The organism is Halomonas sp. PAMB 3264 (assembly GCF_031954245.1).
GTDB lineage: Bacteria > Pseudomonadota > Gammaproteobacteria > Pseudomonadales > Halomonadaceae > Vreelandella.
Map to the genome: position 1 here is coordinate 3,656,380 of NZ_CP134866.1, position 13,263 is coordinate 3,669,642.

The window sequence follows — 13,263 nt, forward strand, 5'->3', positions numbered from 1 at the left end:
AAGACAACGCGTGGCGTCTGGCTTGTCACTGCTCATCAACAGCATCTGATCAGGCAATTCATTGTGGACGTTTACCGCGAGGATGACGCATCGTTTAAGGAGGTGATCCAGCCGCAGGTTCCCCTACGGCTACCTTGTTACGACTTCACCCCAGTCATGAACCACACCGTGGTGATCGCTTTCCCGAGGGTTAAGCTAACCACTTCTGGTGCAGTCCACTCCCATGGTGTGACGGGCGGTGTGTACAAGGCCCGGGAACGTATTCACCGTGGCATTCTGATCCACGATTACTAGCGATTCCGACTTCACGGAGTCGAGTTGCAGACTCCGATCCGGACTGAGACCGGCTTTTCGGGATTCGCTTGCTCTCGCGAGTTCGCTGCCCTTTGTACCGGCCATTGTAGCACGTGTGTAGCCCTGCTCGTAAGGGCCATGATGACTTGACGTCGTCCCCACCTTCCTCCGGTTTGTCACCGGCAGTCTCCCTAGAGTTCCCGCCATTACGCGCTGGCAAATAGGGACAAGGGTTGCGCTCGTTACGGGACTTAACCCAACATTTCACAACACGAGCTGACGACAGCCATGCAGCACCTGTCTCTGCGTTCCCGAAGGCACCCCGGAATCTCTTCCGGGTTCGCAGGATGTCAAGAGCAGGTAAGGTTCTTCGCGTTGCATCGAATTAAACCACATGCTCCACCGCTTGTGCGGGCCCCCGTCAATTCATTTGAGTTTTAACCTTGCGGCCGTACTCCCCAGGCGGTCGACTTATCGCGTTAACTTCGCCACAAGGTGCACAAGGCACCCAACGGCTGGTCGACATCGTTTACGGCGTGGACTACCAGGGTATCTAATCCTGTTTGCTACCCACGCTTTCGCACCTCAGTGTCAGTGTCAGTCCAGAAGGCCGCCTTCGCCACTGGTATTCCTCCCGATCTCTACGCATTTCACCGCTACACCGGGAATTCCACCTTCCTCTCCTGCACTCTAGCCTGACAGTTCCGGATGCCGTTCCCAGGTTGAGCCCGGGGCTTTCACAACCGGCTTGTCAAGCCACCTACGCGCGCTTTACGCCCAGTAATTCCGATTAACGCTTGCACCCTCCGTATTACCGCGGCTGCTGGCACGGAGTTAGCCGGTGCTTCTTCTGTGGGTGATGTCCTTCCTGACGGGTATTAACCGGCAGGCTTTCTTCCCCACTGAAAGTGCTTTACAACCCGAGGGCCTTCTTCACACACGCGGCATGGCTGGATCAGGCTTGCGCCCATTGTCCAATATTCCCCACTGCTGCCTCCCGTAGGAGTTCGGGCCGTGTCTCAGTCCCGATGTGGCTGATCATCCTCTCAGACCAGCTACGGATCGTCGCCCTGGTGAGCCGTTACCTCACCAGCTAGCTAATCCGACATGGGCTCGTCCGATAGCGGGAGCCGAAGCCCCCTTTCTCCCGTAGGACGTATGCGGTATTAGCCTGGGTTTCCCCAGGTTATCCCCCACTATCGGGTGGATTCCCATGCATTACTCACCCGTCCGCCGCTCGCCACCAGGAAGCAAGCTTCCCGTGCTGCCGCTCGACTTGCATGTGTTAAGCCTGCCGCCAGCGTTCAATCTGAGCCATGATCAAACTCTTCAGTTTAAAATCAGTGTGATTCTTGCCTGCCCCACATACGACGACATGACGCAGAGGCGAATCAATCCTGGCTCAAGGTTCAAACGAATTTACCGTGATACCTCGAAGGGTATCGCTGTGTTCGTCTGCCTTGATATAAGGTGACTTGTCACCCTCATCGGCAAACGCCCACATGAATTGCCTGATCAAATTGTTAAAGAGCTTTCGACGAACCGTTCGATGACCTGAACCGCTTGCCCGTCGAGGAAGGCGTATTCTACGCATTCCGGTGAATTTGTCAACCGCTGATTTCAGCGAGTGAAGCGAGCCATTCAAACCTGCCGAACAGTGCTCTAACTTCCTGACAAATCGAAGGTTTTCACCTTCATCCACCGCTGGAAACGTGGTCCGTCCCCGGCAGCGGATGCGTACTTTACGGATTTGGCCGGGCGAGTGCAAGCGGTTTTGTAAAAATATTTCACGGCTAATCGTCTGGCCTTTTCAAAGCATTTCGGCCCCGCCCCGGTTAACGGTTAAACTAGCGCTCTCGCCCACCATCTCCGAGGTCCTTGATGAGCCCCCACCTGCTATCCGTTGATTCATTGAACCGCGAAGGCGTCGATCATCTGCTGCGTGTGGCCGCGCAGATGGAGCCGATCGCCAGCCGCCAACAGGTCACCCGCGTGCTGGAAGGCGCGGTACTGGGCAATCTGTTTTTCGAAGCCAGTACCCGTACGCGCGTGAGCTTTAACGCCGCGTTCTGCCGGTTGGGCGGAAGCGTCTGTGATACCACCGGCTTTACCTTCTCCTCCATGGCGAAGGGCGAATCGCTTTACGATACCAGCCGCGTGATGAGTGGCTACTGCGATGCGATCGTGATGCGCCACCCGGAGCAGGGGTCGGTGGCCGAGTTCGCCGAGGCGACCAACGTGCCGGTGATCAACGGAGGCGACGGCCCGGGCGAGCACCCAAGCCAAGCGCTACTGGATCTCTATACGATCGATAAGGAGTTTCAGCGTCTGGGCAAGCGCCTCGAAGGCGCCCACATTCTACTTACCGGCGACCTGAAGTACGGGCGCACCGTGCATTCGTTGATCAAGCTGCTCTCGCTTTATGACCCGCTACGCATCACGCTGGTGTCGCCGCCGGGCCTCGAAATGCCGGCGCACCTTGTGGACCTGGTGACCTCGCGCGGCCACCGGGTCGAGATGCGCGAGCACCTGGGCACGGATTTCAGTGATCTGGACGTGGTGTACACCACGCGCATTCAAAAGGAGCGCTTCACCGAGGAGATGAACGAAAGCTTCAAGGGCGTCTCGAACGAATTCGTCGTCAACAAGGGCTTTCTCGATCGCCACTGCACAAGTTCCACGATCGTCATGCACCCGCTGCCCCGCGACAGCCGCCCCGGCGTGAACGATCTCAACGTGGACCTGAACGGTGACCCCCGACTTGCGATCTTCCGCCAGACCGACAACGGCATTCCAATGCGCATGGCGATTTTTGCCACGCTTTTGAAAGTCGACGATTTGATCGCCGAGGATCTGCGCCCGGTCCGCTGGTTCGTCCCCCATCAGACCGGCACGCTGGATCGCTAAGCAATAGAAGTAGAAAGGCTATAAAGAGACGTAGCGGTTAGAGCGAGAGACGCCCGCCGGGGAGCCCTTCCCGGTGGGCAAACCAGCCCTCCAGTATGAGCACGGCAGCGATGCCATCGACGCTCTCTTCACGGTAGTTGCCGCGGTGGCCGGCGTCGCGGGCGATGCTTTTGGCTTCCCTGGTAGAGCCGCGCTCGTCGACCATCTCGACGGGCTTGCCAAAACGCCCGTGAAGCCGATTGCCGAACTTGCGCGCGCGCCGGCTCATTTCCGATTCGCTATCGTCCATATTGAGCGGAAGCCCAACCACCAGCAGATCCGGCTGCCACTCTTTTAGCAGCGTCTCGACGCGCTGCCAGTCGGGGATGCCGTCGCGGGCGGTAAGCGGGTCGAGCTCGCGGGCGCTTTTCAAAAGCTCGTTGCCCACCGCCACGCCAATACGCCGCGTGCCGTAATCGAAGGCGAGCACCAGCCGCTGACCGGGCGTTGCCACTAGGCGTGCCCCGCGTCGCGGGTCATGAGGTTCAAATCCACGCCGAGGATGCCCGCCGCGCTCGCCAGCCGCTCGGCGGGGGGCGTGGCGAAAATCACGCGCTCGTCGCCTTCCACGGTCAGCCAGCTGTTCTCCTTGAGTTCGTCCTCGAGCTGCCCGACTTCCCAGCCGGCGCACCCCAAACAGACCAAAAACTGCTTTGGGCCTTCGCCGTCGGCGAGCGCCTTGAGGATATCCATCGAGGTGGTGAGCGCGACGTTGTCATCGACCTGAACGCTGGAGTCCCACTCCTGGCTGTCGCCGACATGCAGAATGAAGCCGCGGTCCTTGTGCGTCGGGCCACCGTAATAAACCGGCGCGTTGCGGTGCGGGCTCTCCTCACCGCCGAGCGAGAGCTGCTCGAACAGCGTGTCGAGGGTGATTTCAAGGGTGTGGTTGATGATCACACCCATGCAGCCGTTGTGATCGTGGTCGCACAGATAGATCAGACTGCCGGCAAAATTGGCGTCGTCGAGGTGCGGCATTGCCATTAAGAAGTGGTGTTTTAAGCTTTGCATGCGTCTCCTACGGCGCGCCGAACGTCAGCGCGCCTCGCTTGATAGGCAGTGAATGGCGCGGGTGACGCCTTCAGGCGCCAAGGCGGCGCTCGACGGCGTCCAGCAGGAGCCCGGCGATGTCGGTGCCGCGCTGATCGTCGATTTCGCGCACGCAGGTGGGGCTCGTGACGTTGATCTCGGTGATGTAGTCACCGATCACATCGAGTCCCACGAACATCAGCCCCTTCTCCTTGATGACCGGTTTGACCTGATCGATCAGCCAATGATCGCGAGCGGTGAGCTCGCGGGTGACGCCGCGCCCGCCGGCGGCCAGGTTGCCGCGGGTCTCCCCGGCGGAAGGAATGCGCGCCAGCCCATAAGGCACCGGCTCACCGTCGACCAGCAGAATGCGCGTGTCGCCATCCTTGATCTCGGGCAGGTAGCGCTGGGCCATGATCTGGCGCTGCCCGCGCAGGGTGAGCTGCTCGATCACGGCGCCGATGTTGCGCCCGCCGGGTTCGATATGAAAGATGCCGGTGCCGCCCATGCCGTCGAGCGGCTTGAAGATGACGTCGCCATGCTCGGCGTGGAAGGCGCGCAGTACGTCATCGCGGCTGGCGACGATGGTCGGCGCGCAGCACTCGGGAAACTGCTGGGCGAAGAGCTTCTCGTTGCACTGCAAGAGCGCCTGGGTCGGGTTAACGATCAGCACCCCTTCGCGCTCGGCAAAGCCCAGCAGGTGCACCGCGTTGATGAACTCGGCATCCACCGGCGGGTCCTTGCGCATCAGCACCGCGTCCAGGCTCGCAAGCGGGCGCGACTCGACCTCGCCCAGATCGAACCAGTGCGTCGGGTCGCGGTGAACGGTCAGCGCACGCATCCGGGCATGGGCCTTGCCTGCCTCCAGAAAAAGATCACCCTGCTCCATGTAGTACAGGGTATAGCCGCGCTCCTGGGCGGCCCACAGCATGGCCAGCGTCGTGTCCTTTTTGTAGGCAATGGCGCTGATGGGGTCCATTACGACGCCAAGCTGCAGATTCGGTTGACTCATCGGGGCACTATCCCTTCATAAACGGTATGAGAAGCAGTATGACGCACCTCCAAGGCGACGCAAACCTCACGGTCGATGCAAACCTCACTGGGTGAGCGCACCGGGCACCAGGCGGATCGCATCCGGGGCGAGGGTAATCAGCTGCTGCTTGTAAAGTCGGCCGATCGCCTGCTTGTAGGCGCTCTTGCTCACCCCGAGCCGCGCCTTGATGGCGTGGGCATCGCTCTTGTCGCCCAAGGGCAGATAGCCGCCGCTCTCTCTGAGTGCGGCGAGGATCGTCTCGCCCACCACGTCCAGGCGCGCAGCGCCCGGTGGCAGCAGCGAAATATTGACCCGGCCGTCGTCGCGGCGCTGCTTGACGTAGCCGGTCACCGACTGACCGCGACGCAGGGGTTTGGTGATGTCGTCCTGGTAGATCAGCCCCCAGTAGCGATGGTTGACCACGACCTTGAGGCCGAGATCGGTGCGGTCGGCGACGATAATGGCGACTTCCTCGCCGTTTTCAAGGCTCGAGGCATCGTCACTCAAGAAGCGGTCGAGGCGCTGCGAGGCAACCGGACGGCCGCGGTCGTCTTCATACAGCTTAACCAGCACGCGCTTGCCGGGGTCGGGGCGAAAGCGCTGCTCCCCATAAGGCAACAACACGTCCTTGGGCAGGCCCCAGCGCAGAAACGCGCCGGTGTCGTTGACGGTCACCACCGTCAAATAGGCCACTTCCCCGATGCGGGCAATTGCATCGCTTGCAGGCCCGGAGGTGGGGCGCGCGTCGTCAGCCATGAGCACTTCCTCGATAAATGAATCCTCATTATGAGCCCTGGGCCTGCCGGGGGCAAAGCGGGCGGCAGCGATGCGCCCGGCCTTGCGTTAAATGCGTTTAGGCCGAGCTGCTATGCTCAATGGGTCAATAAGAAATGGATCATTAAAAACGGATCACTCAAAACAGTTCATAAAAAAGGGGCGGCGGCATGGAAGGATTCACGCTGTTGGATACGGGGGTGCTGATCGGCTATATCGCGCTCATCGCCTGGATCGGCTCGCGCTTTGGTAAAAACCAGCACAGCCCTGAAGACTACTTTCTGGGCGGGCGCAGTATTCCCGGCTGGGCGATCGGGCTTTCGGTGATGGCCACCCAGGCCAGCGCCATCACCTTCATCGGCGCGCCGGGCTGGGGATTCGAAGGCGGCCTCGAGCGCCTGGTGACCTTTCTCAACGTGCCGCTGGCGATGATCGTGCTGATTCTGGTGCTGGTGCCGGTGTTTCACCGGGCGGGCATCTACAGCATCTACGAGCTTTTGGAGCGCCGCTTTGGCCCCAACACGCGCACGCTGACGGCGCTGTTGTTCTTGATCGCCCGCGGCCTTGCCACCGGCGTGGTGCTCTACGCTCCGGCGCTGGTGCTGGCGGTGGTCACCGGCTGGAGCGTGAATCTGACCATCGTCATCATGGCAGTGCTGGCGATCAGCTACACCGTGCTTGGCGGCATCAGCGCGGTGATCTGGACCGACGTCATCCAGATGTTCGTGCTCTGGCTCGGGGCGCTGTTGAGCGTCATCTTTCTGGTTACGAGCCTGCCCGGCGGCTGGGGCGATGTGTTCGCGTTTGGCGCCGAAAGCGGCCTGTTCAACGCCATCGACCTCTCACTCAACCCGAATGTGACCTACTCGCTGTGGGCCGGGCTTTTCGGCGGCTTTTTTCTTCACGTGGCGTACTTCGGCACCGACCAGAGCCAGATCCAGCGCGTGCTGTCGAGCCCCTCGGTGCCGGACGCCCAGCGCTCGCTTTTGATCGGCGGCTATCTGCTGATTCCCCAGATGCTGCTGTTTCTATTCGTTGGCATCATCCTGGCCACCTACTACCAGCAAAACGGCATGAGCGCGCCGGAGAACCTCAACGAGTTGCTGCCCCGCTACGTGGTCGAGACCTTTCCCTCCGGCATGGCGGGGCTGGTAATCGCCGGCGTGTTCGCCGCGGCGATGTCGAGCCTGGACTCGGCGCTCAACTCGCTCTCTGCCGTTTCGATACGCGACTTCTACAGCCGCTATATCAAGCGAGACGCCAGCGACGCTCATTATCTCAAGGCCTCGCGCTGGGCGACGGTCTTCTGGGGCGGCTACGCCACGCTGTTCGCGTTCTTCGCCGGCAACCTGGGCCCGGTGATCGAGGCGGTCAATCAGGTGGGCTCCTGGTTCTACGGGGCGCTTCTGGGCACCTTTTTACTGGCAATTTTCAGCCACCGCAGCAACGCCCGCGGGGCGATGGCGGGGCTGTGTACCGGCATGCTCGCGGTGTGGGCGACCACGGCTTTTCTAGATATCTCCTGGCTCTATAACAACACCGTGGGCGTGGTGGTCTCGGTCGCTATCGGGTATCTGGTGAGCCTGAGCGCGCCGGCGCCCAGCGCCGAGGCGCTGAGTGACGTGATCATCGACGAGTCCGCCCCGGACATGCAGGCCATTCTCACCGCCCGCGCCGGCAGCGCCCCGGAGGTTGGTCATGAGGCGCGCCTGACCCGGCGGCGCTGTTTGGGGCTGTTGGTCTGGTTCGTTTTGATGCTAATGATGCTCGCGCTGCTCCAGGGCTGGGCCAATGCCTGAGACCATCACGCTGGCCCGGCATATCGATGCCGAGGACGCGCGGGAGCGGCTCGCGCGGCTTGGGGGGTCGAACTTCGAGCCCGCCTGGATATCGCTTTGGGCGTTTGGTCTGGGCGCCTTGCACTGTGAGCCCGCCGCGTGGCTGCTGGCAAGCCAGGCGCTCGCCCGCCCGCTACTGCTTCCCCACACGGCGCTGACAGCGCAGGCCGAGAAGCCCTCGGACGAACTCACGCTCGACGGCGGCCAGCCGCCCGAGCACGCGCCGCTGTCCCGTCAGTGGTTTTGGGAGCGCATGGCCAGCCCCAAACGCTGGCCGCTGACGCTTAAGGAGTCGCCCCCGACCCTACTCTGGCTGCCCTGCTGGCTTGGCTATACCGCCCATCGCCAGCGCCGGCTGTTGGTGCTGAGCGGACTCTCGGGCCAGGCGCTGCCCCAGCTCAAGCCGCTGGTACTGAGCGCGCTCAAACGACGGGCGCGCGAAGGGCAACGTCAATCGGAAGGGGTGTTGGAGGAGAGCGGCGGTTAGCCGATATGGAAGGCGCCTGGCAGGTGAGTGAGCGCTTACAAATCGCCGAAATGGTGCTGTAGAAGCGTCAGCGCCACGACCGGCGCGGTTTCGGTACGCAGTACGCGCGGGCCCAGCGTCAGCGGCGTAAAGCCATGAGACTCGGCGGCGGCGATATCCTGCTCGGTCAGCCCACCTTCCGGGCCGATCAGAAGCGCGGCACTCGTCGGGCGCTCGGCGAGATCGAAGCGGTTACCGGTGGCCAGGTGCAGCATCAACTTTAGCGATTCATCGCGCGTGGCAAGCCAGGCATCAAGCGCCATGGGTGGATGCACCACCGGCACCGTCGCCCGCCCGCTCTGCTCGCAAGCGCTTTCGGCCACCGCCTGCCAGTGGGCGTGCTTTTTGGCTTCGCGCTCGTCTTTCAAGCGCACATCACCCCGCTCGGTATAGAGCGGGGTGATGGCGGCCACGCCAAGCTCCACGGCTTTCTGGATGGCGTAGTCCATCCGGTCGCCCTTGGAGACCGCCTGGCCCAGGTGAACCGAAAGCGGCGACTCGCCTTCGCCGGACCACACGCACTCGACCAGCACGACGCTACGCTTGCGCCCGGCCTCGACCAGGCGCACACCGGCCTCCTGGCCCTGACCGTCGAACAGCACCAGCGGCGCGCCCTCGCCCATGCGCAGCACGCGTGTGACGTGACGCGCCGGGCCTTCCGGCAGCTCCACCCGAGCGCCGACGCTGAGCGCGGCGGCAACGTACAGGCGGGGCATTTTACCGTTCAAGGCGTACCAGTCGGCTTTCATGACTTATGGGATATCCGGCTTAGTGGGTGTTTTCGGCCGCGCCCTGAGCCTGCTGCGCTTCACGCTTTTTGCGCTGGGCATACATGGCTTCGAAATTGACCGGCGCCAGCATCAGCGGCGGGAAGCCGCCCCGGTTGACCAGGTTGTCGACGCACTCGCGGGCATAGGGGAAGAGCAGATTCGGGCAGAACGCGCCGAGGGTCTGATCCAGCTGCGCCCCTTCGATGCCGGAGATACGGAAAAGGCCCGCCTGCTCCACTTCGGCCAAAAAGGACGTGGTGCCGGATTCGCTGTCGTTGACCTGGGCGGTCACCTTCACCACGACCTCGTACTGGTCGTCGTCGATTTTGGTGCTGGTGGTGTTCAAATCCAGATTGACCTTGGGCTTGAACGACTGCTTGAACACCGACGGCGAGTTCGGCGCCTCAAAGGAGATGTCCTTGACATAGATGCGCTGCAGCGAGAATTTCAGCTGCGGCTTTTCGCCTTCTGCCGCACCGGCGCCTTGCTGAGGGGCGTTGTTCTCTTCCGCCATGGGAGTACTCCTGGTCATTGTTACGTTGGATAAATTACTGCGTTGGATAAAGCGGCGCCGCAGCGCTTACTTTTTCACCACCGGCAGGCTGTCCGCCTGCCACTGCGCCATGCCGCCCTTGAGCTTGTTGGCATTGAAACCCGCCTTGGCGAGCTTGGCCTGCACCGCGCCCGCGCTCTGACCATGCTTGCACACCACGATGATGGGCTTGTCTTTCACTTTCTCAAGCTCGTTCATGCGGCTGTCCAGATTGGACTGCGGGATGTTGCGCGCGCCGGCGATGTGACCGGCCTTGAACTCCTTGCTCTCGCGCACGTCCACTATCACCGCGTCTTCCCGGTTGATGAGCTGCGTCGCCTCAGAGGAGCTCACCGCGTGGGTGGACGCGCTGCGGGTTTCATAGACGAGCCACGCCAGCAGCACCAGCAAAAATGCGCCCACCAGCAAAGGGTGGTTCATTACGAATTCGAACAGCTGATCGATCATCGCGAACACAATCTCTTGGTATATGCAAAAAAAGCGGCCAGGCCACCGTCAAACGCGACAAGTATACACGTCACGGGCGCCGACGCGCAGACCATGACGCCTAACGACTGGCTGCGTTATGATGCCCCAAGCGTACGCGGGTCGCGACCCCGACCAAAAGGGGGTATTCGAAAAGGAAACGACCCGCGCTCTTTTCGAACGCCTGGCTTGACTGGCGCGCTTTAAAACGACCACTTTGAACGACCATCCGATACGACGAGGCTTCAATGGCAACACAGACCCCGCGCCCGGTAGCGCTGATCATTCTGGACGGTTACGGCCATAACCCGGATGCCGCACACAATGCCGTGGCCGCCGCCAATACGCCGGTCATGGATGCACTTTGGGCCCAGCGTCCCCACGCTTTCGTACACACCGATGGCGAGCATGTGGGCCTACCCGACGGCCAGATGGGCAACTCCGAAGTCGGCCACATGAATCTGGGCGCGGGACGCGTGGTGTATCAGGATTTCACCCGCATCACCAAGGCAATCAAGGAAGGCGAGCTTGCGCGCATCGAGGCGCTCACCGCGCCCATCGATGAAGCAATCGCCCAGGGCCGCGCGGTGCACCTGCTGGGGCTTTTATCGCCCGGCGGCGTGCACAGCCACGAAGATCACTTTTTAGCGCTGGCCGAGCTTGCCGCCAGCCGCGGCGCCACGCGCATCTACGTGCACGCCTTTCTGGATGGCCGCGATACCGCGCCGAAAAGTGCGCTTTCGTCGATCGAGCGGGCTAACGCCAAACTGGCTGATCTGGTCGGTGCGGACAACGGCTTCGTCGCCTCGATCATCGGGCGCTTCTACGCCATGGACCGCGACAACCGCTGGGAGCGGGTCGAGAAGGCCTACCGCCTGCTTACCCAGGGCGATGCCGAGCACACCGCCGAAAGCGCCGAGGCGCTTTTGGAAGCCGCCTACGCTCGCGGCGAAACCGACGAGTTCGTCGAAGCCGGCCAGGTACGCAAGGAAGGCCAGGGCGTAGCGATTGCCGATGGCGACGCGGCGCTGTTTCTGAACTTCCGCTCCGATCGTGCCCGCGAGCTGACCCGCGCCTTCACCGACGACGCCTTCGACGGCTTTACCCGCGAGCAGCGCCCAAAACTGGCCGGCCAGGGCCTGGTGATGATGACCCGCTACGCCGCGGACATCGACGCCCCCGCCGCCTTCCCGCCGACGGATCTGACCGATACCCTGGGTGAAGTGGTCGCCAAGCGCGGGCTTTCGCAGCTGCGTATCGCCGAAACCGAGAAGTATCCCCACGTGACGTTCTTCTTCTCCGGCGGTTTCGAGGCCGAATACGAGGGTGAAGAGCGTATCCTCGTGCCCTCGCCGCGCGACGTGAAGACCTACGACGAGAAGCCCGAGATGAGCGCCTTCGAGATCACCGAGGCGCTGGTCGAGGCGATCGACGCCCACCGCTTCGATCTCATCGTGTGCAACTACGCCAACGGTGACATGGTCGGCCACACCGGCGACTTCGACGCCGCGGTGAAGGCGATCGAAACCGTGGACACCTGCGTGGGCCGCGTGGTCGAGGCGATCGAGCGCGCCGGCGGGGCCTGCCTGATCACTGCCGACCACGGCAACGCCGAGCAGATGATCCACCCGGAGACCGGCGCGCCGCAAACCGCGCACACCACCTTCGTGGTGCCGCTGGTGTATGTCGGTGAGCGCCCGGCGCGCCTCGCTGAAGGCCGGCTATGCGACCTGGCGCCCACGCTTTTGACCCTGATGGACCAAAGCGTGCCCGAGGCGATGACCGGCACGCCGCTACTTACCTTCGACGAATGAGGCCACGGCTCGCCAGGCGGGCGGCGCGCTGCGTTGCCCTGCTGAGCGCGCTAGGGCTCGCGGGCGGCGCGCTTGGCCAGGACGAGCGCGCCGCCCGCGAGCAGCTCGACGCCCTGGGCCAGCAGATCGAGTCGCTCAACACGCGGCTTTCAAACACCGGCCAGGCGCGCGACAGCGCCGAGCGCGAGCTTCAGGCGGTGGAAACCGAGCTTGCCCAGACCCACCAACGCCTCGATCGCCTGCAGGCCGAGCGGCGCACGCTCGACGACGAAACCCAAACGCTTCGCCGCCACCGCGACCGTTTGCAGGCCGAGCGCAGCGTCCAGGTTACCGCGCTGGCGCAGCAGTTCGCCGCGCTTTACCGCCTGGGGCCGACCCCGCAGCTGAAACTTCTGCTCAACCAGAGCGACCCGGCGGAGCTCGACCGCATGCAGGCGTACCTGAACCGTCTGACGCGCGCGCGCGAGGCCAAGCTCGATGAGCTCGCGCGCCTCGACACCGCGCTTGCCGACACGGAAGCCGAGCTCGACCAGCGCCAGAGCCAGCTGGCCACGCTTTCCGAGGAGCTCGAGACGCAGAGCGCGATGCTTGCCGAGACCAGCGCCGAGCGCCAGAGCGTGGTCGCCACGCTCGACGATCGCTACGAAAGCGAAGCCGACCGGCTGGCGGATCTCAATCAGACTCGCGAAGAGGCCGAGGCGCAGCTTCGCCGTATCCAGGCGGAAATGGCGCGGCTGGCCGAGGCCACGCCGACCACCCACATCGGCCGCACCCAGGGCGATCTGCCCTGGCCGGTTCAGGGCGCGATCAGCGCGGGCTTTCGCGGCCAGGACGGCGTCCACTATAACGGCATCGTCATCGAGGCCGGCGCCAACACGCCGGTCACCGCGGTGCATGAAGGCCGGGTGGTGTTCGCCGACTGGATGCGCGGCTTTGGCAATTTGTTGATCATCGACCACGGCGACCAGGTGATGACGCTTTATGCTCACCTGCAGCAGTTCAGCGCCCGGGCGGGCCAGGCCGTCGGCGCCGGCGAAGAGATCGGCCGCGTCGGAAATAGTGGCGGCCAGCGCCGCGCCGCGCTTTACTTCGAGGTACGAAACCGTGGCGAGCCGATTAATCCCGAGCGTTGGATTGCGCGCCGCTGACGGGATAAGCTGGCACGACACGATACGACGACACTTCACTACACGCGCTACCCCGGCGCCTTCTGCCTTGCGG

General features: G+C 62.9%; 12 protein-coding genes and 1 rRNA gene. 5 read left to right on the forward strand and 8 right to left on the reverse strand.

What is annotated here, in order from left to right; all coding sequences use genetic code 11:
- Positions 1-95 precede the first annotated feature (95 nt).
- Positions 96-1,630: ribosomal RNA gene (locus RN347_RS16710) — 16S ribosomal RNA — on the reverse strand.
- 545 nt (positions 1,631-2,175) lie between these two features.
- On the opposite strand from RN347_RS16710, the gene pyrB reads away from it, so the two are divergent.
- A complete protein-coding gene (pyrB, locus tag RN347_RS16715; RefSeq protein ID WP_263585728.1) occupies positions 2,176-3,201 on the forward strand; it encodes an aspartate carbamoyltransferase in 1,026 nt (341 codons plus the stop codon).
- 37 nt (positions 3,202-3,238) lie between these two features.
- On the opposite strand, the gene ruvX is transcribed toward pyrB, so the two are convergent.
- From ruvX to RN347_RS16735, 4 genes are all read right to left on the reverse strand, one after another.
- On the reverse strand, positions 3,239-3,694 hold the full coding sequence (gene ruvX, locus RN347_RS16720; protein ID WP_263585727.1) for a Holliday junction resolvase RuvX: 456 nt from the start codon (positions 3,692-3,694) through the stop codon (positions 3,239-3,241).
- The gene (locus tag RN347_RS16725) at positions 3,694-4,251 is read right to left on the reverse strand and encodes a YqgE/AlgH family protein (protein ID WP_311958971.1); all 558 of its coding nucleotides are present in this window, start codon (positions 4,249-4,251) and stop codon (positions 3,694-3,696) included. Before RN347_RS16725 ends, ruvX begins: the two co-directional genes overlap by 1 nt.
- Before the next feature lie 70 nt (positions 4,252-4,321).
- On the reverse strand, positions 4,322-5,281 hold the full coding sequence (gene gshB, locus RN347_RS16730; RefSeq protein ID WP_311958972.1) for a glutathione synthase: 960 nt from the start codon (positions 5,279-5,281) through the stop codon (positions 4,322-4,324).
- An 84-nt stretch (positions 5,282-5,365) separates the two neighbouring features.
- Positions 5,366-6,058, reverse strand: coding sequence for a S1-like domain-containing RNA-binding protein (locus RN347_RS16735; protein WP_311958973.1), 693 nt, complete (start codon positions 6,056-6,058; stop codon positions 5,366-5,368).
- Between the two features lie 188 nt (positions 6,059-6,246).
- On the opposite strand from RN347_RS16735, the gene RN347_RS16740 reads away from it, so the two are divergent.
- Positions 6,247-7,875, forward strand: a complete 1,629-nt coding sequence (locus tag RN347_RS16740) for a sodium:solute symporter (protein ID WP_311958974.1) — start codon at positions 6,247-6,249, stop codon at positions 7,873-7,875.
- On the forward strand, positions 7,868-8,401 hold the full coding sequence (locus RN347_RS16745; RefSeq protein WP_311958976.1) for a hypothetical protein: 534 nt from the start codon (positions 7,868-7,870) through the stop codon (positions 8,399-8,401). The genes RN347_RS16740 and RN347_RS16745 overlap by 8 nt, the downstream gene beginning before the upstream one ends.
- A 35-nt stretch (positions 8,402-8,436) precedes the next feature.
- On the opposite strand, the gene RN347_RS16750 is transcribed toward RN347_RS16745, so the two are convergent.
- From RN347_RS16750 to RN347_RS16760, 3 genes are all read right to left on the reverse strand, one after another.
- Positions 8,437-9,189 (reverse strand): 16S rRNA (uracil(1498)-N(3))-methyltransferase, encoded by a 753-nt coding sequence (locus RN347_RS16750; RefSeq protein ID WP_311958978.1) that lies wholly within the window; start codon positions 9,187-9,189, stop codon positions 8,437-8,439.
- 19 nt (positions 9,190-9,208) lie between these two features.
- On the reverse strand, positions 9,209-9,724 hold the full coding sequence (gene secB, locus RN347_RS16755; RefSeq protein WP_263585720.1) for a protein-export chaperone SecB: 516 nt from the start codon (positions 9,722-9,724) through the stop codon (positions 9,209-9,211).
- Positions 9,725-9,790: 66 nt separating this feature from the next.
- Positions 9,791-10,210 (reverse strand): rhodanese-like domain-containing protein, encoded by a 420-nt coding sequence (locus RN347_RS16760; RefSeq protein ID WP_263585719.1) that lies wholly within the window; start codon positions 10,208-10,210, stop codon positions 9,791-9,793.
- A 266-nt stretch (positions 10,211-10,476) separates the two neighbouring features.
- Between RN347_RS16760 and gpmI the strand changes: the two genes are divergently transcribed.
- Both gpmI and RN347_RS16770 read left to right on the forward strand, forming a co-directional pair.
- Entirely contained in the window at positions 10,477-12,042 is a 1,566-nt protein-coding gene (gpmI, locus tag RN347_RS16765; protein ID WP_311958980.1) for a 2,3-bisphosphoglycerate-independent phosphoglycerate mutase, read from the forward strand.
- Positions 12,039-13,190 carry a peptidoglycan DD-metalloendopeptidase family protein gene (locus tag RN347_RS16770; protein ID WP_311958983.1) on the forward strand — a complete coding sequence of 384 codons (1,152 nt, stop codon included), beginning with the start codon at positions 12,039-12,041 and terminating at the stop codon, positions 13,188-13,190. The genes gpmI and RN347_RS16770 overlap by 4 nt, the downstream gene beginning before the upstream one ends.
- Positions 13,191-13,263 lie beyond the last annotated feature (73 nt).